Origin of the sequence: Janibacter endophyticus (assembly GCF_016888335.1) — a bacterium.
In the GTDB taxonomy this organism is placed as follows: Bacteria; Actinomycetota; Actinomycetes; order Actinomycetales; family Dermatophilaceae; genus Marihabitans; species Marihabitans endophyticum.
The window spans coordinates 1,812,463-1,831,623 of record NZ_JAFEJG010000004.1 but is presented as its reverse complement, the minus strand read 5'-3'; the positions used below and the strand labels follow the sequence as shown (position 1 = coordinate 1,831,623).

The 19,161-nt window shown below is 72.1% G+C and carries 15 protein-coding genes; 5 read left to right on the top strand and 10 right to left on the bottom strand.

The genetic code is table 11. The features are described 5' to 3' along the window. Window positions 1–79: 79 nt before the first annotated feature. Both sepH and JNO54_RS08785 read left to right on the top strand, forming a co-directional pair. On the top strand, window positions 80–1,345 hold the full coding sequence (sepH, locus tag JNO54_RS08790) for a septation protein SepH (protein WP_204143560.1): 1,266 nt from the start codon (window positions 80–82) through the stop codon (window positions 1,343–1,345). Window positions 1,346–1,468: 123 nt separating this feature from the next. Next, window positions 1,469–2,803: an esterase/lipase family protein gene (locus tag JNO54_RS08785; protein ID WP_204143559.1), complete on the top strand. Its 1,335-nt coding sequence runs from the start codon at window positions 1,469–1,471 to the stop codon at window positions 2,801–2,803. Between the two features lie 252 nt (window positions 2,804–3,055). Here JNO54_RS08785 and JNO54_RS08780 read toward each other — a convergent pair whose 3' ends face one another. Genes JNO54_RS08780 through JNO54_RS08760 form a run of 5 tightly spaced genes read right to left on the bottom strand, consistent with a single transcriptional unit; the run spans window position 3,056 to window position 8,719 of the window. Further along, window positions 3,056–3,742, bottom strand: a complete 687-nt coding sequence (locus tag JNO54_RS08780; protein WP_204143558.1) for a thymidine kinase — start codon at window positions 3,740–3,742, stop codon at window positions 3,056–3,058. A gap of 11 nt (window positions 3,743–3,753) precedes the next feature. After that, a complete protein-coding gene (locus JNO54_RS08775) occupies window positions 3,754–4,908 on the bottom strand; it encodes an alkaline phosphatase family protein (RefSeq protein ID WP_307818133.1) in 1,155 nt (384 codons plus the stop codon). Further along, a complete protein-coding gene (locus JNO54_RS08770; protein WP_204143557.1) occupies window positions 4,905–5,498 on the bottom strand; it encodes a DUF5998 family protein in 594 nt (197 codons plus the stop codon). The genes JNO54_RS08775 and JNO54_RS08770 overlap by 4 nt, the downstream gene beginning before the upstream one ends. Before the next feature lie 20 nt (window positions 5,499–5,518). Further along, window positions 5,519–8,194 (bottom strand): bifunctional acetate--CoA ligase family protein/GNAT family N-acetyltransferase, encoded by a 2,676-nt coding sequence (locus JNO54_RS08765; protein WP_204143556.1) that lies wholly within the window; start codon window positions 8,192–8,194, stop codon window positions 5,519–5,521. Window positions 8,195–8,236: 42 nt separating this feature from the next. After that, a complete protein-coding gene (locus tag JNO54_RS08760; protein ID WP_204143555.1) occupies window positions 8,237–8,719 on the bottom strand; it encodes a beta propeller repeat protein in 483 nt (160 codons plus the stop codon). A gap of 395 nt (window positions 8,720–9,114) precedes the next feature. Here JNO54_RS08760 and JNO54_RS08755 point away from each other — a divergent pair, with 395 nt between their 5' ends. After that, complete coding sequence (locus JNO54_RS08755) at window positions 9,115–11,559, top strand: DNA gyrase/topoisomerase IV subunit A (RefSeq protein WP_204143554.1); 2,445 nt, start codon at window positions 9,115–9,117, stop codon at window positions 11,557–11,559. A 110-nt stretch (window positions 11,560–11,669) separates the two neighbouring features. Here the strand turns inward: JNO54_RS08755 and JNO54_RS08750 are convergent, their stop codons facing one another. Then, window positions 11,670–13,130, bottom strand: coding sequence for an APC family permease (locus JNO54_RS08750; RefSeq protein WP_204143553.1), 1,461 nt, complete (start codon window positions 13,128–13,130; stop codon window positions 11,670–11,672). 129 nt (window positions 13,131–13,259) lie between these two features. After that, window positions 13,260–15,416, bottom strand: coding sequence for a DNA gyrase/topoisomerase IV subunit B (locus JNO54_RS08745; RefSeq protein WP_204143552.1), 2,157 nt, complete (start codon window positions 15,414–15,416; stop codon window positions 13,260–13,262). A 223-nt stretch (window positions 15,417–15,639) separates the two neighbouring features. On the opposite strand from JNO54_RS08745, the gene JNO54_RS08740 reads away from it, so the two are divergent. Together JNO54_RS08740 and JNO54_RS08735 are read left to right on the top strand one after the other, a co-directional pair. Continuing rightward, window positions 15,640–15,861, top strand: coding sequence for a DUF7455 domain-containing protein (locus JNO54_RS08740; protein WP_204143551.1), 222 nt, complete (start codon window positions 15,640–15,642; stop codon window positions 15,859–15,861). 2 nt (window positions 15,862–15,863) lie between these two features. Next, complete coding sequence (locus JNO54_RS08735) at window positions 15,864–16,403, top strand: DUF456 domain-containing protein (RefSeq protein ID WP_204143550.1); 540 nt, start codon at window positions 15,864–15,866, stop codon at window positions 16,401–16,403. Between the two features lie 181 nt (window positions 16,404–16,584). Here JNO54_RS08735 and JNO54_RS08730 read toward each other — a convergent pair whose 3' ends face one another. From JNO54_RS08730 to JNO54_RS08720, 3 genes are read right to left on the bottom strand one after another with little or no spacing between them, the layout of a single operon-like run. After that, window positions 16,585–17,040 (bottom strand): SCO2097 family morphological protein, encoded by a 456-nt coding sequence (locus JNO54_RS08730; RefSeq protein WP_204143549.1) that lies wholly within the window; start codon window positions 17,038–17,040, stop codon window positions 16,585–16,587. A gap of 51 nt (window positions 17,041–17,091) precedes the next feature. Next, complete coding sequence (dinB, locus tag JNO54_RS08725; protein WP_204143548.1) at window positions 17,092–18,348, bottom strand: DNA polymerase IV; 1,257 nt, start codon at window positions 18,346–18,348, stop codon at window positions 17,092–17,094. A gap of 24 nt (window positions 18,349–18,372) precedes the next feature. Further along, window positions 18,373–19,149, bottom strand: coding sequence for a methyltransferase domain-containing protein (locus tag JNO54_RS08720; protein WP_204143547.1), 777 nt, complete (start codon window positions 19,147–19,149; stop codon window positions 18,373–18,375). Between the last annotated feature and the right edge of the window lie 12 nt (window positions 19,150–19,161).

Genomic DNA, 19,161 nt, shown 5'->3' with positions numbered 1-19,161 from the left:
TCGCGCGGCGTGGTTGCCGCGATCGCCCCGTCCTGGGTGGCAGAGTCGGCCCTGAACCGGACCCGCAGAGAGGACTGTCATGCGTGACCTTCGACTGATCGGTGTGCACGACGACGGAGAGCACCTCGTCGTCGCCGACAGCGACGGCGAGGAGTACCGCATCGAGATCGACGACCGCCTCCGCGCCGCGGCCCGCCGTGACAAGCCGCGGCTCGGCCAGCTCGAGATCGAGATCGACAGCACCGTGCGGCCGCGCGAGGTCCAGGCGATGATCCGGGCCGGCGCGACGGCCGACGAGGTCGCCGCCCGCACCGGCTGGAGCCTGGAGAAGATCGCCCGCTTCGAGGGACCGGTCCTCGCCGAGCGCGAGCACGTCGCCTGGTCCGCCCGGCGGGTCCGGATGCGCGGGCAGGGCGCCGGGGCGAACGAGACCCTCGGCGGTCGCGCGGCCGCCCGGCTGGCCGCCCGCAGCGTCGCGGAGGAGGACGTCATCTGGGACTCCGCCCGGGACGGCGACGGCCAGTGGACGGTCACCGCGTCCTTCACGGCCGGCGGCAAGGAGCGCAGGGCCACGTGGTGGTTCGACCCCGCCGGCATGAGCGTCGTCGCGAAGAACGACGAGGCCCGCTGGCTCTCCGAGGCCGACGCCCAGGAGGGGGTCGTCCCGACCCCGCACCGCCCGACGACCGTCTTCGACGTCGAGGCGGAGGAGGCGCGCAGCACGCAGCGTGACTCCGACGAGCTCATGGCCTCGATGCGCGAGCACGCCCGGGGACGCCGACGCGGGCGGCGCAAGGTCGTCCACGAGCCCCCGCTCCCGATCGACGAGCCGGAGAGCCCGGCGGCGCCGACCACGCCGACCGCGATCCCGACGGTCGCCCCCGTGCCCGACGCCCACGACGAGCTCCCCCCGGGGGCCAAGGGCGTCCACCCGCGCGACGAGGATCCGGGGTCGGCCCCTGAGGCGGCCTCCGAGCCCTCCGATGCCGAGGTGAGCGACGTCGCAGCAGGACCCGCGACGGACGAGCCCCGCGAGGCGTCTGCGGAGGCCACCGAGGCCACCGAGGCCGTCGAGGCGGCCGTCGACGCACCGACCGAGCCGGTCGAGGCGCCACCGGTCGAGGAGGCACCCGAGCCGGTCGAGGAGGCACCCGAGCCGGTCGAGGCAGCGGCCCCGGACGACTCCGCGGTCCCGGACGAGCCCGGGCCGGCCGACGAGCCCGGTGCGGACACCCCTTCGCCCGAGCCCGCCCCTTCGCCCAAGCCCCCGAAGCGCAAGGGCCGGGCCAGCGTCCCCAGCTGGGACGACGTGATGTTCGGCAAGAGCCGCGGGGACCAGGGCTGACCCGACCCGCATGTCGCGGACGCCACACCCCGGTGAGGCCGCTGGTGGGCCCGTGGACGTCCGGTCGGGGCTACCGTCGAGGGAGGGACCGGCGCCGACGCTGTCCTGAGGGATGGAGGGGCGATGCGGGTCGATGACGTGGTGGAGACGGGACGTCTCGTGGGTTTCGGCCTGCGCGGGGCCACGGGGGTGGTCCGTGACATCCACGGCGCGATCGCCTCGTCCGCCTTCACCAAGGTGCGGCGCGTCGCGGGGCCGCTGGCGCTCCCGGTCGTGACGCCCATCGAGATCGCGCACGACACGATGACCCGAGGCGTCTACGGGCTCACCGGACGCGCGCTCGAGGCCGGCGCGACGGCCGCCGGACTCGTCGTGAGCAAGCTGCCCGAGCAGGTCCTCCAGGAGCCAGCGATCCCCGGGGCTCCCTCGCGACCCGCCCCGGAGCACATCGCCGACCACCGGCGGGCCCGCGCGATCCTCGCGATCCTCCACGGCTTCCACGGTGACAAGCTCGCTGCCGCAGGGTCCGCGGTCTCGTACCCGATGACGCTGCGTCGCTCCGGGCGCGACGTCCCGGTGACCAAGGCGGGCCTGACGGCCGCCTACCCCGACGCCAAGAGCACGGTCGTCGTCTTCGTCCACGGCTTTGTCGGCAACGAGCAGATCTGGAAGCGTCGCTCGGACCGCGACGACCACGGACGCGCGTTGAGCTACGGGCGCCGGCTCGAGGCCGACGGCGACGTCTCCGCGCTGTGGGTCCGGTACAACAGCGGCCTGCGGGTCTCGACGAACGGTCGCCAGCTGCGCGACCTCATGCGCAAGGTCAAGGCGCGCTGGCCCGTCCCGGTGGAGCGCATCATCTTCGTCGGGCACTCGATGGGTGGGCTCGTCGCCCACTCCGCCCTGGCGCAGTCCGACCTCGACGAGCCGTGGACCGAGGTGACGACCGACACGGTCACGCTCGGCACTCCGCACCACGGGACGCCGCTGGAGCGCACGGCCAACACCATCGCGACCGTGAGCGCCGGGCACCACGCGACCCGGTGGGTCTCGGAGATCATCCGCACCCGCAGCGACGGCATCCGCGACATGCGCCACGGCAACCTCGTCGACGACGACTGGCGCGGGCACGACCCCGAGGACCCCGAGGACCGCCGGACCCACGCGCGCCCGCACGAGCAGGTGCGCCACCTCGCCGTCGTCGCGACGGTCTCGCGGGACCCGCACTCACGGTGGGCGGACTACTTCGGTGACCTCGTCGTGCCGCGAGACTCGGCGCGGGGCTGGGCGCACGCCGAGGACGGCGCGGTGGGCAGCTCGCGCACGGTCCACCTCGGCGGGCTCAACCACCTCGACCTGCAGAACCACCCGCGGGTGCACTCGCTCATCGCCGACATCGTCGGGGTCGACTCCCCCGACTCCGAGACCCCCCGCGACTCCCCCCTCCGCGGCCGCTGAGATCCAAGTTTCCCGAGGCTTCTGTCACAGGCTTGGGGATGTTCGCGAGCGGATCATCCGAAGCCTCAGCGGATCCTGGGACGGGCCAGCGGCCGTCCCACCAGGGTGCCGGTCGTCGCCCTTCGGCCGCGCAGCCCGGGTCCTCAGCCCCGGGACGAAGGGGGGGCCCCGGGTCCTTCGACCCGTCGCCGCGAGATCCGCCTGGGGACCTGACAATCCGCCCCGGAAGAGTCCTGGGCGGATGAGAGCAACCTAGGGAAATTCGGATCTGCGGGGCGGGATGGGGCAGGCGTCGAGGTCGAAGGGGAGGACGTCCGCCGAGACGGCGGCCGCCTGGGCGGCGCGCGAGCTCATCCGCCGCGTGTGGTGACGTCGGCAGAGCACCTCGTAGTCGACCTCGGACTGCCCCGCCGCGGTGTCCCCGACGACGACCTGCTCCCCCTCGTTGACCATGACCCCGTCGACGACGCGGGCGTTGTGCGTCGCCCGCGCCCCGCACCAGCACAGCGCCGCCACCTGGAGGACCTGGGTCCGGTCGGCGAGCTCGACGAGCCGCTGCGACCCCGGGAAGAGCCGGGTGCGGAAGTCGGCCATGATCCCGAACGCGTAGACCTCGATGTCGAGCTCGTCGACGAGCCGGGCGAGCTGCTCGACCTGCTCCGGGGTGTAGAACTGCGCCTCGTCGCAGATGAGGTAGTCGACCTTGCCGCCCGCGGTCAGCTGGGCGACGACGACCTCCCAGAAGTCGAGGTCCTCGCTCACCTCGACAGCGCTCGTCGCCAGGCCGAGCCGGGAGGACAGGACCGACTCCCCCGCCCGGTCCAGCCGGGTGAAGATCAGCCCCTGCCGGCCCCGCGCGCGGTGGTTGTGGTCCATCTGCAGCGCCAGCGTCGACTTGCCGCAGTCCATGGTCCCGGAGAAGAAGACGAGCTCAGCCACGGGCAGACACCCTATGCGCGCTCGGCGGGAGCGCAGAGCCACGGGATGGCGACCTCGTCGAGGGTCAGCGACCCGTGCAGCCCGACGAGGGCCATGAGCTCGGGGCGGTGGCGGCGCGAGTCGGCCACCGCTACCGGGCCGGTCATCGTCGCGACGACGTCACCGATGCGCGGCGCGACCCGCGACTCGACCGGCCCGAACCATCCGGCGGCGACCGCCTCGTCGCGCGTGACGACGATCGCCCCCGAGCCCAGCCGCTCCCGCCATGCCGCCAGCACGTCCGGCACCGCACCCGGCATGCAGTGCAGCTGCACCGACCGTGGCTCACCGGCGACCTCGGCGACCCCCGCGGCGAGGTCCGGCTCGTACGCGAGGTCGAGCCGCCGCTCGTGCGGGACGTCGACCATGCCGTGGTCGGCCGTGATGTGCAGGGCACAGTCCGGGGGCAGCGAGGCCGCGAGCCGGCGCAGCGCGGCATCGATGCTCTCGAGCTCCTCGCCCCACTGCCAGGACTCGCAGCCGTGGACGTGGCCGACCTTGTCGAGGTCGCCCCAGTAGAGGTAGACGAGCGCGCGGCGATGCGCCCGCAGCACCTCGAGGGTCACGTCGACCCGCCGGTCCAGGGACGAGGCGGCGACGAAGCGCCCGCCCCGCAGCGCCGCCTCCGTCAGGCCCGAGCCGTCGAAGAAACCCGGTCCGACGCGGACGGTCTCGACCCCCTGGGCGCTCGCCGCCTCGAAGACGGTCGGGTGCGGCTGCCACTGCCGCGGATCCGGCCCGTCCTCCCAGGACAGCTCGTTGAAGGCCCGCCCGGTCGCGGGGTCATAGGCCTCGTAGCCCACGAGCCCGTGCTCGCCGGCGAGCCGGCCGGTGCCGAAGGTCGCCATGGACGTCGCGGTCGTCGAGGGGAACCCGCAGCCGAGGGTCACCGACTCGGGTCGGCCCACGAGGCTTCGGACGAAGGGGGCGTGGCCGCCGCGTCGTCGTAGCAGCTCGGCACCGAGGCCGTCGACGAGGACGACGACGGCCCGTCGCGCCGGCGCGAGGACGCGGTCGCCGGGTCGGGCCAGGCCGCTCACGCCCAGGCTCGTCGCGACGGTCGGCAGGAGCCGGTCGAGCAGCCCCTCCCCGGCGCCGGGCAGCCCGGGGGTCGGGTGGGCGCTCACCCGCCGACGCGTGCGGAGAGGTCCCGGGCGAAGGCCGTCGCGGCCTCGAGCGCGCCGCTCCCCTCGGCCTCGGCGCTGATCCGCAGCGAGATGTCGTCGGCGGTGACCGTGCCCTCGTAGCCGTGGTCGGCGTCGCACGTCGGGTCGGCGCACACGGCGGGCAGCAGGTCGACCCGGCTCACCGTGCCCCACCCGACGGTGAGGGTCAGCTCGCGGCCGAGGGAGCCGGGGACGTAGCTCGAGGGGTCGGGGACGACGTGCGTGAGCATGACGCCGCGGACGGAGCGAAGGGGGATGCACTCGGTCGTCGCGGTCGCTACGTCCTGCCGGTCGCTGTGGTCGGGGAAGTCGTCGGCGTGCGCGATGACGAGCCGCGTGGGCGTCGTGACGAGCACGGTGATGTGCCGACGCACGGCCTCCTGGTCGAAGGTCGTCTCCTGGTGCACGAGGTGGCTGACGATCTCCTCGACACCGACCGCGGCCCGAATGATGTCCGCGACGAGCTCGGGGTAGTAGCCGGCGCGGGCCACCGCGTCGACGAGCGGCTGCGGGAGCGGGATCTGCGTCAGACCGGTGGGCACCTGGGACATGGCGCCCATTGTGCCGCAGGTCAGGACATCGCCCGTCGACCGGGATCCTTGCGCTGCTGCGGCGGGGCGACCTGGATCTCGGCGCCGAGGACGGTGGCGCCCTGCGCGTGCGCCATCACGGGGTTGAGCACGACCGACGCGAGCTCGAGGAAGTCGTCCGACATCAGCGAGAGCCGCCCGAGGACGTCCTCGATCGCGGCCCGGTCGACCGGGGTCGCCCCGCGGTGCCCGTTGAGCAGCGGCGCGAGCTTGATGTCGTCGACGATCTCGCGGGCGTCAACGTCGGTGAGCGGCGGGATCCGGTAGGCGATGTCGCCGATGAGCTCGGTCGGGGAGCCCGCGAGGCTGAAGGAGATGACCGGCCCGAAGAGGGGGTCCTCGACGCTGCCGAGGACGCACGAGACACCCCGGTTGGCCATCTTCTGCACGACGAAGTAGTTCGCGTCGAGCGGGGCGAGGTTCTGGTCCATCGTCTCGAAGGCGACCGCCACGGTATCGGCGTCGCGCAGGTCCACCCGCACCCCGTCGAGCAGCGACTGGCCGCGGACGAGCGGAGAGAGCGACTTGAGCACGACGGGATAGCCGAGGGAGTCGGCCGCCGCCACGGCCTCGGCGGCGCTGTCGACCTCGACCCGACGCCAGAGGTCGATGCCGTAGGCCGCGAGCAGCTCGTGGGACTCGTCGTCGGTGAGCGCCCGCCCCTCGGGGTAGTCCGCGAGGACCCGGTCGATGATCTCGCGCGCGGCGCTACGGCGGATGCCGTCGCGCACGACGGGCTCGCCCTTGTCCTTCTCCCGCCACGTGCCGTAGCGCGTGGCCAGGCCCAGGGCGCGGATCGCGTCCTCGGGCATCCCGTAGAGCGGGACCGCCTGCCGGGGACCGTCCGTCGCGTCGCCGCCCGGGTCCTCGGGGACGAGGTTGCCCTCGGCGTTGTCGACCCCGCGCATGCCGAGCAGGGTCGCGACGCAGGGCTTCTCGGAGCGCAGCGCGGCGTGGCGCACCGCCTCGACGACGTCGTGGTCGAGCGCCCCGACGGGCGGGATGAAGCAGACGACGACGCTGTCGACGTGCTCGTCGGCGAAGGCCGCGTCGACGGCGACGCGGAACTCCTTGGCCGGCGCCTCGGTGCGCACCGACACCGGCCCGTGCGTCACCTCCAGCCCCCACGCCGCGGCGTTGCCGGCGCTGATCGTGCCGAGCTGGTGGGAGTTGGTCACGATCGCGACCCGGTTGCCCCTGGGCAGCGGCTGGTGGAGCAGCAGCTGGGCGGCGTCGAACATCTGGTGGACGTTCTCGACGTGGATGACGCCGGCCTGGGCGAGCATCGAGCCGAACGCGTGCGGACGCACGGTGGCCGAGCGCACGCGGTGCCCGGGCACGGCACCCACGAAGGACTTCACGACGATGACCGGCTTGTTGGCCGCGAGCGCCCGCGCGATGCGCGAGAACTTGCGCGGGTTGCCCATCGTCTCGAGATAGAGCCCGACCGCCTTGGTGCGGTCGTCGTCGATCCAGTACTGCATGACGTCGTTGCCGGACACATCGACCCGGTTGCCGGCGGAGACGAACTCCGAGACGCCGAGGTTGCGCCGCGTCGCGGAGTCGAGGTTGGCCACGGCCAGGGCCCCCGACTGCGAGTAGAGGCCGAGGTGGCCGGCAGGAGGGATCGACGGGCTGAGGCTGGCGTTGAGCCGCACCGAGTCGTCGTTGTTGATGACGCCGAAGGAGTTGGGTCCGATGACCCGCATGCCGTTGTCCCGCGCGATCCGCAGCACCTGCTGCTGGAGCCGGGCACCATCGTCACCCACCTCCGCGAAACCCGACGAGATGACGAGGACACCGTGCACCCCCTGCGCCGCGCACTCCTCGACGACGCCCGGCACGGCAGCCGCCGGGACGGCGACGACCGCGAGGTCGACGGGACCGGGCAGGTCGCTGACGCTCGGGTACGCCTGGGTGCCGAGGAGCGTGCCGCCCTCCGGGTTGACGGGGTAGACCTCTCCGGCGAAACCTGCGTCGAGGATGTGCCGCATCACCTGGTGACCGATGGCCCGTTCGCGCCGGCTCACACCGACGACCGCGATGCTCCGGGGGTTCAGCAGGGAGGAGACGCTCACCGCCTCGGCCCGGTGCTCACGGGCGAAGCGCACCGAGAGCGACTGGGCGGTCGGCTCGATGTCGAAGTGCAGGACGACGACCCCGTCCTCGTAGCGCTTGCTCACCTCGTAGCCGGCGTCGGCGAAGACGGAGAGCATCTTGCGGTTCTGCGGCAGCACCTCGGCCTCGAAGCGGCTGATCCCGTGCTCCTGGGCGATGGCGGCGAGGTGCTCGAGGAGGACCGACCCGATCCCCTTGCCCTGGTAGTGGTCGCTGATGTTGAAGGCGACCTCGGCGCTCTCGGGTGTCACCCGGTCGTAGCGCCCGATGCCGATGATCTCGTCGCGGATCGTCGCGACGAGCGCCATCCGGTCGACATAGTCGACGGTCGTGAAGCGCTCCACGTCACGCTGGCTCAGCTCGCGGATCGGCGCGAAGAACCGGAGGTAGATCGACTCCTCCGACTGCCCGGCGTGGAAGCGGTGGATCGCCTCCGCGTCACCGGGCCGGATCGGTCGCAGTCGGGCGACCGTGCCGTCGCGCAGGACGACGTCGGCCTCGGCCAGCAGGGGGTAGCCCTCAGGGAGCGCCTCGCTCATGGGTCCGATCCTGCCACCAACGCGCGCGGGCGTGCAGGGGGCTCACGGGGCGAGCACCTGGGTGCGCCAGGTCACTCCCCCGTCGGTGCTCTCGAGGAAGCCGACGGAGTCCTCGGCGAGCCCGTACACGCGGTCACCGCCGCCCGCCGCGACCCAGGTCCAGCGGACGAGGTCGGCGGCCGCGTGCTGCCAGAGCCCCTCGTCGGTGGAGCGGAGGATCGTGCCGGCGCGCTCGCCGCCGCGGGTGGTCAGGACGAAGGCCCCCGGCCCGGGCGAGGTGAAGCCGCTCACCTCGCCGTTGGCGAGGCGGGTGAGCCACACCTGCTCGTCCTCGCAGGGCTCGATGCGCTCGCTCGTCGCTCCGAGCCGGCAGGCGTGGCTGCCGTCCTCGGTGTGGACGGCGAGCAGGCCGCCGCGTGCGACGACGTGGGCGCCGGTGATGCCGTCGAGGTCCGCCTCGAGCGCGACGACGTCGGCGACGCGTCGCCGGTACCCGCCTGGTAGACCTTGAGCGGGCCGGAGCAACCGTCGTCGGTGCACTCCTCCGCGCTGACGAAGCGGACGATGCCGTCACCGATCTCGACGGCGATGACCGTGCCGCCCGGATAGGGCATGTCGGCCCACGTCGCCCCTCCGTCGGTGGTCCGCCGGATCGTCGAGCCGGCGAGGGCGCGCGGCCACGCTTGCGCCAGTGGTCGCGGACGAGGTTCGCGGTCACCGTGCTCGCGTCAACCTCGCTCCTCGGCTGGGGAGCGCAACCGTCACGGCTGTCATGCCTTTTGAGACGCCGCTCGCTCCCGAGCGGTTCGCGGGTGATCCTGGCAGACTCCCCGCGGCCGCGCTCGGGGTGTCATCCCGCGCTCGGCCGGCGCATCGGGGAGGATGGCGGAGCCCAACGACCAGATCGGAGCTCGACCCGTATGGCCCGCCGCACCACCACGTCCGCCAAGAGCGCTGCGCCGACCCCGCCCGAGCGGATCGTCGACATCGACGTCGCGGACGAGATGCGCGGGGCCTTCCTCGAGTACGCCGTCTCCGTCATCCACGCCCGAGCCCTGCCCGACGCCCGCGACGGGCTCAAGCCGGTGCACCGCCGGATCCTCTACTCGATGTCCGAGATGGGCCTGCGCCCGGACCGTGGCCACGTGAAGTCGAGCCGGGTCGTCGGCGAGGTCATGGGCAAGTACCACCCCCACGGCGACACGGCGATCTACGACGCCCTCGTGCGGATGGCGCAGCCCTTCGCCATGCGCCTGCCGCTCGTCGACGGGCACGGCAACTTCGGCTCCCTCGACGACGGCCCGGCCGCGTCCCGGTACACCGAGGCCCGGATGGCCCCGGCCGCCCTGCTCATGGTGGGCAGCCTCGACGAGGACACCGTCCCCTTCGTCCCGAACTACGACGACCAGCTCCTCCAGCCCGAGGTCCTCCCGGCTGCCTACCCCAACCTCCTCGTCAACGGCACGACCGGCATCGCCGTCGGCATGGCGACGCAGATGCCGCCGCACAACCTCGTCGAGGTCATCGGCGCGGCCCGGCACCTGCTGACCCACCCGCAGTGCTCGCTCGACGACCTCATGCGCTTCGTCCCGGGCCCGGACCTGCCCGGCGGCGGCCGGATCGTCGGTCTCGACGGCATCCGTGACGCGTACCTCACCGGCAAGGGGACCTTCCGCACCCGGGCGACCACGCGCGTCGAGAAGGTCTCCCCCCGGCGCCAGGGCATCGTCGTCACCGAGCTGCCCTATCTCGTCGGCCCCGAGAAGGTCATCGAGAAGATCAAGGACGCCGTCCAAGGCAAGCGGCTCGAGGGGATCGCTGACGTCAAGGACCTCTCCGACCGCAGCCACGGCCTGCAGCTCGTCATCGAGATCAAGAACGGCTTCAACCCCGAGGCCGTCCTCGAGAAGCTCTACCGGCTCACCCCGATGGAGGAGTCCTTCTCGATCAACAACGTCGCGCTCGTCGACGGCACCCCGCGCACCATGGGTCTCAAGGAGCTGCTCCAGGTCTACGTCGACTTCCGGGTCGACGTCGTCCGGCGCCGCACCGAGCACCGGCTGCGCAAGCGGCAGGACCGTCTCCACCTCGTCGACGGCCTGCTCATCGCGATCCTCGACATCGACGAGGTCATCCAGGTCATCCGCACGAGCGACGACGCGGCGACCGCCCGGCAGCGACTCCAGGACGTCTTCGACCTCTCCGAGGCCCAGGCGACGTACATCCTCGACCTCCAGCTGCGCCGGCTCACGAAGTTCTCCAAGCTCGAGCTCGAGCAGGAGCAGGAGGAGCTGCGCCGGCAGATCGCCGAGCTCGAGGAGATCCTCGGCGACGAGCGGGTGCTCATCAGGCTCGTCTCCACCGAGCTCGCGGACGTCGCCAAGAAGCACGGCACCCCCCGCCGCACCGTCCTCCTCGAGTCCGCCGGGGTCCCGGCCGCGACGAGCACGCCGCTGGAGATCGCCGACGACCCCTGCTGGGTGCTGCTGTCGACGACCGGCCTGCTCGCCCGCACGACGAGCGAGGACGAGCCCTCGCGCACCGGCGGGCGCTCCCGGCACGACGGAGTCGTCGCCGCGATCCGCACGACGGCCCGGGGCGAGGTCGGCATCGTCACGAGCGCCGGCCGGGTCGCGCGCGTCGGTGCGCTCGAGCTGCCCACGCTGCCGCCGACGAACGACGCGCCCTCTCTCTCCGGTGGGGCGCCGGTCGGCGCCTACCTCGACCTCGGCGTCGACGAGCGGGTGCTCACGCTCACCTCGCTCGCGCCCGACTCCCCCGGCCTGGCCCTCGGCACGGCGCAGGGCATCGTCAAGCGCGTCACCCCCGACGTGCCGAAGGGTGCGACCTGGGAGGTCATCGGCCTCAAGGACGGCGACGAGGTCGTCGGTGCGGTCGAGCTGCGCACCGGCGAGGAGGAGCTCGTCTTCGTCACGAGCGACGCCCAGCTGCTCCACTTCAACGCCACCGTCGTCCGCCCGCAGGGCCGGGGTGCCGGCGGCATGGCCGGCATCCGGGTCGCCGCGGGCGAGCGGGTCCGGTTCTTCGGCGCGCTCGACGGCTCGGCCGACGGCATCGTCGTCACCGTGAGCGGTTCGGCCGACGCCCTCCCCGGCACCGACCCGGGAGCGCTCAAGGTCACCCCCTTCGCCGAGTACCCGAGCAAGGGTCGTGGCACGGCGGGCGTGCGCGCCCACCGCTTCCTCAAGGGCGAGGACACCCTGCTCCTCGCGTGGGTCGGCCCGGCGGATGCGCGAGCGAGCGCCGCCAACGGCGTCGCCATCGACCTGCCGCCCGCCGAGGGCCGCCGCGACGGCTCCGGCACCCCCGCGCAGCGGGCGATCGGCGGCATCGGCGCCTGGTAGCTCGCACGAGCCAAGGCTCGTACCCTCCCTGGTCGCACGAGCCTTGGCTCGTGCGACCGCGGGACGACGAAGGGGGAGCCGGCCGGCTCCCCCTTCGCTCATCCCCCGGGTCAGTGGCGGACGTGGTCCGGGTCCTCGATCTCCTCGGGGTCGCGCAGGAAGGTGCGCTTGCCGAAGACCGCACGGTTGACGATCCAGGTGAGCACCCACAAGACGATGCCGAGGGCGAGCAGGCCGCCGGCGATCGGGTACTGGCCCTGCTGCTCCTCGCTGCGGGCCCACGGACCGACGAGGAAGGCACAGGTGATCATGCCGAGGACCGGCAGCAGCGTCGGTGCCTTGAAGTGCTCGCGGCCGACGTCGTCCTTGCGCAGGACGAGCACGGCGATGTTGACGACGGTGAAGACGCAGAGCAGCAGCAGCGAGGTCGTGCCGCCGAGGAGGGCGACGATGTCGCTGCCCGAGTCGAGCGTCACGTAGGTGATGAGCCCGAACGCGATGGCCGTCGTGACGATGATGGCCAGCCACGGGGTGCGGCGGGTCTTGTGGACCGCACCGAGCGGCCGTGGCAGGACCTCCTGGCGGGCCATCCCGTAGAGCAGCCGGCTCGCCATGAGCATGTTGATGAGCGCCGAGTTGGCCACGGCGAACATCGCGATGAAGGGGAAGATCTTGTCGAAGGGGAAGTTCGGCGCACCGGCCGCGACCACCTGGGTCAGCGCCGAGGCCTCGTTGGGGTCGACGAGCTTGCCGACGGGCACGAGGGCCACCGCGGTGATCGAGACGAGGACGTAGATCAGCCCGGTGATGCCCAGGCCGGTGAGCATGACCTTCGGGAAGATCTTCACCGGGTCCTTGGTCTCCTCGGCCATGTTCACCGAGTCCTCGAAGCCGACCATCGCGAAGAACGCGAGCGAGGTCGCCATGGTGATGGCGAAGAAGGTGCCCTTGTCCTCGGAGGACTCGAAGACCATCGCGCGCGAGAAGTCGGCCTTGCCCTGGGTCACGGCGTAGAGGCCGATGAAGATGATGAGCAGCAGGCCGGAAAGCTCGACGAGGGTGAGCACGACGTTGGCCTTGACGCTCTCGCCGACGCCGCGGAAGTTGATCGCCGCGACGACCGTCATGAAGGCCAGCGCGCCGAGGAGCAGCGGCGTCGAGCCGGCCTCCCAGCCCAGGCCCAGGCCGTCGCTGAGGAAGCCGGCGAAGGCGTTGGCCGCCGTCGAGGCCGAGGTGATGCCGGAGCACATCACCGCGAAGGCGACGATGAAGGTGACGAAGTGGATGCCGAAGGCCTTGTGGATGAAGGTGGCGGCACCACCGGCCTGCGGGTACTTCGTCACGAGCTCCAGGTAGGAGAAGGCGGTGATCGTCGCGACGACAAAGGCCGCGAGGAAGGGGGCCCAGGCGGCGCCACCGACCTCGGCGGCGACCCTGCCGGTCAGGGCGTAGACACCCGTCCCGAGGATGTCTCCGACGATGAAGAGCAGCAGGAGCTTGGGTCCCATGACCCTCTTGAGCTCCCCGTGCTCCTCACCGGTGACGCGGTCCGACGTGGCGGTCTCGGACATGGGCCCTCCCAGCTCGACAGTCCGGCGCGTCGTCACGCAGGATCGTCATACCGTGACTCAGATCACCCGCTGTCGCAACTGCTGTGGCCCCGGCGTGTCGGATCCGTGACCCCGGCCTGAGCCGAAAGGTCAGGCGTCGATGCGGTCGCGGTCGAGCTGGGCCGCGGACCCGACGATGAACTCGCGCCGCGGATCGACGTCCTTGCCCATGAGCAGCTCGAAGACCTCGGCCACCGCGTCGACGTCGTCGAGGGTCACCCGGCGCAGCGTGCGGTGCGCGGGGTCCATCGTCGTCTCGGCGAGCTGGTCGGCGTCCATCTCACCCAGGCCCTTGTAGCGCTGGAGCGGCTGCTTGATCGTCTTGCCCCGCTTGGTCAGGCTCGCGAGCGTCGAGCGCATCTCGGCCTCGGAGTAGGTGTAGATCAGCTCGTTCTTCTTCGCGCCCGGGTTGACCACCTCGATGCGGTGCAGCGGCGGGACGGCCGCGTAGACCCGGCCGGCCTCGACGAGCGGCCGCATGTGGTTGAAGAAGAGGGTGAGCAGCAGGGTGCGGATGTGGGCGCCGTCGACGTCGGCGTCGGTCATGATGACGACCTTGCCGTAGCGGGCGGAGCCGAGGTCGAAGGAGCGCCCCGAGCCGGCCCCGACGACCTGGATGATCGAGGCGCACTCGGCGTTCTTCAGCATGTCGCCGACCGCGGCCTTCTGGACGTTGAGGATCTTGCCGCGGATCGGCAGCAGCGCCTGGAACTCGCTGTTGCGGGCCTCCTTGGCCGTGCCCATGGCGGAGTCACCCTCGACGATGAAGAGCTCGGTCTTCTCGAGGTCGTTGCTCCGGCAGTCGCGCAGCTTCGGCGGCAGCGTGGAGCTCTCGAGCGCGTTCTTGCGGCGCTGGGTCTCCTTGTGCACGCGCGCGCTGATCCGCGACTTCATCTCGGCGACGACCTTCTCGAGCAGCTGTGCCGCCTGCTGCTTCTCGCCGCGCTTGGTGCTCTTGAGCTGGCTCGTCAGCTCGGTCTCGACGACCTTGCCGACGATCGAGCGCACCGCGGAGGTCCCGAGGACCTCCTTGGTCTGCCCCTCGAACTGCGGCTCGGCGAGGCGCACCGTGACGACCGCGGTGAGGCCGGCGAGGACGTCATCCTTCTCGACCTTGTCGTTGCCGACCTTGAGCTTGCGGGCGTTGGCCTCGAGCTGCTTGCGGAAGACCTTGAGCAGCGACTGCTCGAAGCCGGCCATGTGCGTGCCGCCCTTGGGCGTGGCGATGATGTTGACGAAAGAGCTGACCTTGGTGTCGTAGCCGGTCCCCCAGCGCAGCGCGATGTCGACGCCGCACTCGCGCTCGACCTCGGTCGGGGTCATGTGGCCGGAGGCGTCGAGCACCGGCACGGTCTCGGTGAAGGTCCCGCTGCCCTGGAGCCGCCACACGTCGGTGACGCTCTGGTCGGGGGCGAGGAAGTCGACGTACTCGGTGATCCCGCCGTCGTGGTGGAAGACCTCTTCGACCGGGCCGTCCTCCCCCTTCGTCCCCGCCAGCCGGCGCTCGTCGCGGACGACGAGGGTCAGTCCCGGCACGAGGAAGGAGGTCTGGCGGGCACGGCCGACGAGGGCCTCGTAGTCGAAGCCCGACTCCGTCGGGAAGATGTGCGGGTCGGCCCAGTAGCGCACGCGGGTGCCGGTGACGCCCCGCTTCGCCTTGGCGATGACGGCGAGCTCGGAGCCCTTCTCGTACGGGGTGAAGTCGTGCTCGGGGTTCTTCTCCCCCGCCGAGCCGGCGACGTCGGAGAAGACCCCGGGCTCACCCCTTCGGAAGGACATCGCGTAGGTCTTGCCCGCCCGGTCGACCTCGACGTCGAGACGCGAGGAGAGGGCGTTGACGACCGAGGCGCCGACGCCGTGGAGACCGCCGGAGGCGGTGTAGCTGCCGCCGCCGAACTTGCCGCCCGCGTGGAGCTTGGTGAAGACGACCTCGACGCCGGTCAGCCCGGTGCGCGGCTCGATGTCGACGGGGATGCCGCGTGCCCGGTCCCGGACCTCGACGGAGCCGTCCTGGTGCAGGATCACCTCGATCCGGTCGCCGTGGCCGCCGAGGGCCTCGTCGACGGCGTTGTCGATGATCTCCCAGAGGCAGTGCATGAGCCCGCGGCTGTCGGTGCTGCCGATGTACATGCCCGGCCGCTTGCGGACCGCCTCGAGGCCCTCGAGCACCTGGAGGTGGTGCGCGGTGTAGTCCTGGGCGGTCTTGCTCGTCGCCTTCTTCGCCGCGGTCTTCGTCGCTGCTGGCACGGGGGTGGGTCGTCCTTACGTCTCGGTGCTGCGGGAGTTCTGCCCCGCCCCCGCAGGGTATGCCGGGGGTACCGACAACGCCGGGAGGCGCGCGTGCCAGGGGGCGAAGGGGGGGGCGACCGGCCGGGCTTCTTGTGGGGTCGGGAAGGGTTCGGCGTGATTCACTGTTAGCCACGTCGAGTCCCGACAGACTTGATGTTGTGATCCCGAAAGAAGGAATGACGTGAACGCGACCCTGGCCACTCCCCTGACCGCGGCCGACCGCTGCGACCGTTGCGGGGCCCAGGCATACGTCCGCGCCCGGCTCCACGCGGGTGGTGAGCTCTTCTTCTGCGCCCACCACGGACGCGAGCACCTGCCCCGCCTGCGTGACCTTGCCGACATCGACGACCAGACCGAGCGTCTTCAGGAGACCCCGGCCGCCTCGACGGCCGACGAGATCTGACGATGACCGGCCTGCTCGGCCACCTCCCCGGGCTGACCGCTGCGGTGCCGGACGCGACCCCGGCGAGCCTGTGGGTCCTCGTCCTGATCTTCGCTGTGGGCGTCCTGGGGATCGTCTTCCCCGTCCTCCCCGGCCTGCTCATCTGCCTGGGGACCGTGCTCGTCTGGGCGCTCGACGTCGGCGGCACGCGCGCGTGGGTGACCTTCGGGCTCGCCGCGCTGATCTACGCCGTGGGCCTCGTGCTCCAGCTGACCATCCCGGGCCGCAAGATGAAGGCCGAAGGGGTCGGCGGCTGGACGATCGTGCTCGGCCTGCTCGCCGCGGTCGTCGGCTTCTTCGTCGTCCCGATCGTCGGGGCGCCCCTCTTCTTCGTCCTCGGGGTCTTCCTCGTCGAGTACTCCCGCTACCGCGAGCGTGACCGCGCGTGGGCGGCGACCCAGGCCGCGATCCGCGGCGTCCTGCGCAGCATCGGGGTCGAGCTCGCCGCCGCGATGGCGATCGCGACCACCTGGACCGTGGGCATCCTCAGCCACTCGGTCTGACCCCCCCCTTTTTATCTCCCCCCCACCTTTATCGGGTTATCCGATAAAGGCACTCGAACCCGGGAACGGTTTCCGGGTTCGAGTCACGTTGTCGGGTTCGAGCCGTCCGAGCATGGGCGAAGGGGTGATCCGCTCGCTGGTCGAGAACCGGGCGAAGTGGTGGCCGCCTGGGTGGAGCCGCTCAGTGGCCCTGCTGCCGGCGGCGCTCCCAGCGCTCCTCGAGCCGCTGCATGAAGCTTCCCGAGGAGGGCGAGCGTCCGGCCCGCTGACGCGGGCGACCCTTCGTCGTGCCCTTTCCGGGGATCCGGGGGCCGCGCTCAGCCTTCTTCGGCGACGCGAGCGTCCCGTCGTCGGCGACGACGTGGAGCGAGGTGGTCTCCCGGGCCGGCGCGAGGGCGACGGCCAGCGAGGCGACGATGACGGCGAATCCGGCGACGCCGACCCAGATCGAGGTGGAGACCCCGAGGATGACGATGGCGAGACCGGCCGCGGCACCCACGCCGCCGATGATCCGGCGCCGCTTCTGCTCCGTGGTGACCGAGCCGCCCTTCATGCTGCTCGCGAAACGCGGGTCCTCGGCGTAGAGCGCCTGCTCCATCTCGTCGAGCATCTGCTGCTCGCGCTCTGACAGCGCCACGATGCCTCCTCCACGTCGTCGGGACCTCGGCCCAGGGATACCGATAGACCTTCAGTCTAGGTCGGGATCGGGCCGTGCGGTAGGCCGGGACTCCCCCGTCAGCAGGCTCGCCGGCCGGACGCTGCCGGCGCCGAAGCGCGCCGAGGCCCGGTCGATCGCGCGGTCGGCATCGCGCCACCCGTGCTCGGGCTCGTCGAGGGCGACCTGGACGGGCGTCGACGCCGCCTCGGAGAGCCCCTCGACGCGAACCCCGACGAGCCGGATCCGGGCGCGCTGCAGCCCGAGCGCCTCGTAGAGCTCGCGAGCGACGGCGTAGATGTCGCGACTGACGTCGGTGGCGTCGCGCAGCGAGCGGGAGCGGGTGATCGTCGTGAAGTCGGCGAAGCGGATCTTGATGCTCACCGTGCGCCCGACGAGCTCGTGCGAGCGCAGCCGGGCCGCGGCCTTGTCCGAGAGCCCGAGCAGGACGCGGCGGACCACCTCGGGGTCGTCGACGTCGGCGGAGAAGGTGCGCTCGTGACCGATGCTGCGCTCCCGCTGGACCGGCTCGACCCGACGCGGGTCGCGACCCCAGGCGAGGTCGTGGAGGTGTGCACCCGTCGCCTCTCCGAGCGCCCGGGTCAGGGTGGTCCGGGGGGTGTGGGCGATGTCGGCGACGGTCTTGAGGCCGAGCCGGGCCAGGGCCTCCTCGGTGCGGTCACCGACCCCCCAGAGCGCGCCGACGGGCAGCTGCTGGACGAAGGTCACCATCTCGCCGGCCGGCACGAGGAGCAGGCCGTCGGGCTTGGCCAGGCCCGAGGCGAGCTTGGCGACGAACTTCGTGCTCGCCACCCCGACGGAGCAGGTGATGCCCTGCTCGTCGACGACCCGGTCGCGGATCATCTGGGCGATGACCGTCGGCGGCCCCATGAGCCGCACGGCGCCCGCGACGTCGAGGAAGGCCTCGTCGAGGCTCAGCGGCTCGACGAAGGGGGTGATGCTCTCGAAGATCCGCATGACCCCCTGCGAGACCTCGGAGTAGAGCGCGTGGTCCGGGGCGATGATCCTCGCCTGGGGGCAGAGCCGCCGGGCCCGGCCCATCGGCATCGCGGAGGTGACGCCGAAGGCCCGGGCCTCGTAGGTGGCGGAGAGGACGACGCTGCGCCCGCCGCCGCCGATGATCACCGGGGTGCCGACGAGCTCGGGCCGGGTGCGCAGCGACACCGACGCGTAGAAGGCGTCCATGTCGACGTGGAGCACGGTACAGCCGGTCTCGTCGAGCGGCCGGTCGTCGGCGCGCTCCGGGACGCGGAACTGCCGGCGGCTCACGCCGGCCTCGAGGCCGTCATGCGATCAGTCGCGACGGGCGAGGGCGTGCAGCTGCGTCCCGAGGTGGCTGAGGACCGAGCGCTCGGCGTCGCCGACGCTGGCCTGCTCGAGGGCGAGGATCTCGGCCCGGTCGGACTCGGAGTCGAGGAGCGCACCGGGGACGAGGTCACTGAAGACCCGGACGCCGTGGATGCTCTCGACGGTGAAGCCGGCCCGCCCGAGCCGGGCGACGACGTCACCCTGGTCGAAGCGCCGGGGCATGGGGTCGCCGTCGCCCCAGCGGCCGTCCTCGCTCGCGAGGACGTGCTGGGCCTGGTCGAAGCGACCAGCGAGGGCACGGGCGAGCACCGCCGCGAGCCGCTGCGCCGTGACGAGGCTGAGGTAGCCGCCGGGCGCGAGGACGTCGGCGATGCGGGCGAGGGTGCTGTCAGGGTCGTCGACGACCTCGAGGGTGCCGTGGCAGCAGACGAGGTCGACGCTGCCCGGGGCGAGGACGTCGGTGAGGCTGTCGGCGTCGCCCTGGACGGCGCTGATCCGGGCGGAGGCGCTGGACTCGGCGCTGCGTCGGCGCAGGGAGGCGAGCGCGTCGGCGCTGGGATCGACGACGGTGACGGTGTGGCCCTGCTCGGCGAGCGGGACGGCGAGACCGCCGGTGCCCCCTCCCAGGTCGAGGACACGCAGGGGTCGGCCGAGCTCGGTGCGCCGGTCGGTGGTCAGCTCGGCGACCTCGGCCCACACGGCGGCGGTGCGCAGGTTGCTCTCGACCCCGCGACGACGTGCGGGTCGGCGGTCCTCGGTCACGGTGCTCCCTTC

Coding starts and splice junctions, on each gene's coding strand:
- sepH (WP_204143560.1), top strand. CDS start 80: ATGCGTGACCTTCGACTGATCGGTGTGCACGACGACGGAGAGCACCTC.
- JNO54_RS08785 (WP_204143559.1), top strand. CDS start 1,469: ATGCGGGTCGATGACGTGGTGGAGACGGGACGTCTCGTGGGTTTCGGC.
- JNO54_RS08770 (WP_204143557.1), bottom strand. CDS start 5,498: ATGTCCCAGGTGCCCACCGGTCTGACGCAGATCCCGCTCCCGCAGCCG.
- JNO54_RS08765 (WP_204143556.1), bottom strand. CDS start 8,194: ATGAGCGAGGCGCTCCCTGAGGGCTACCCCCTGCTGGCCGAGGCCGAC.
- JNO54_RS08755 (WP_204143554.1), top strand. CDS start 9,115: ATGGCCCGCCGCACCACCACGTCCGCCAAGAGCGCTGCGCCGACCCCG.
- JNO54_RS08750 (WP_204143553.1), bottom strand. CDS start 13,130: ATGTCCGAGACCGCCACGTCGGACCGCGTCACCGGTGAGGAGCACGGG.
- JNO54_RS08735 (WP_204143550.1), top strand. CDS start 15,864: ATGACCGGCCTGCTCGGCCACCTCCCCGGGCTGACCGCTGCGGTGCCG.